Annotated in this window: 1 protein-coding gene; it reads right to left on the reverse strand. The window is 56.2% G+C overall.

Annotation, left to right across the window (positions count from 1 at the left end; genetic code table 11):
* Nucleotides 1–910: Calx-beta domain-containing protein (locus tag TZ48_RS23470; RefSeq protein WP_275426476.1), on the reverse strand; the 910-nt coding region annotated here is incomplete at both ends.

Genomic DNA, 910 nt, shown 5'->3' on the forward strand with positions numbered 1-910 from the left:
ACCACTGCCATCATCAAGAATGGTACCCACACCCGTGGCGGAGCATTGGTGGTCACGTTATTGTTGTCGGTAACCGTCACGCCGAAGGTTTCTGGACCTTCAAAGACGTCGTCTTGGGTCGTCGCGACGGTGACTTTAAACTCAGTCACGCCTGCTGGGAGAGTGATATTGCCATCAGTAATGGTGAGCGGTACATCAGACACGCCATCGTTATACGTGGCCGTCATGGCGCCTATATCGCCAGACTCTGCGGTGTAACTGCCATCGGTCGCGGTAGCGAGATTCAACACCACATCCGCTTCGGTCTCTTTCGACAAGCTCACCGTGAACATGGCGCCTGTGCCTTCGTTCACTGACACCGCTGGCGTGATAGACAGCGTTGGGCGGTCATCGTCCGGATCTGGGTCTGGACCAGAGCCATCATCGAGAATGGTACCCACGCCCGTGACGGAGCCATTGGTGGTCACGTTATTACTGTCAGTAACCGTCACGCCGAAGGTTTCTGGGCCTTCGAAGACGTCGTCTTGGGTCGTCGCGACGGTGACTTTAAACTCAGTGACCCCTGCTGGTAGAGTGATGTTGCCATCAGTAATGCTGAGAGGCACATCAGACACGCCATCGTTATACGTGGCCGTCATGGCACCAATATCGCCAGACTCAGCGGTGTAACTGCCATCGGTCGCGGTAGCGAGGTTCAACACCACATCCGCTTCGGTCTCTCTCGACAAGTTCACCGTGAACATGGCGCCCGTGCCTTCGTTCACTGACACGGCTGGCGTGATAGAAAGCGTTGGGCGGTCATCGTCTGGATCTGGATCAGGGCCAGAGCCATCATCGAGAATGGTACCCACGCCCGTGGCCGAGCCATTGGTGGTAACATTGTTGTTATCAGTGACGGTCACACCGAAGG

This window comes from Vibrio variabilis, from assembly GCF_003263785.1.
GTDB classification, from domain to species: Bacteria; Pseudomonadota; Gammaproteobacteria; order Enterobacterales; family Vibrionaceae; genus Vibrio; species Vibrio variabilis.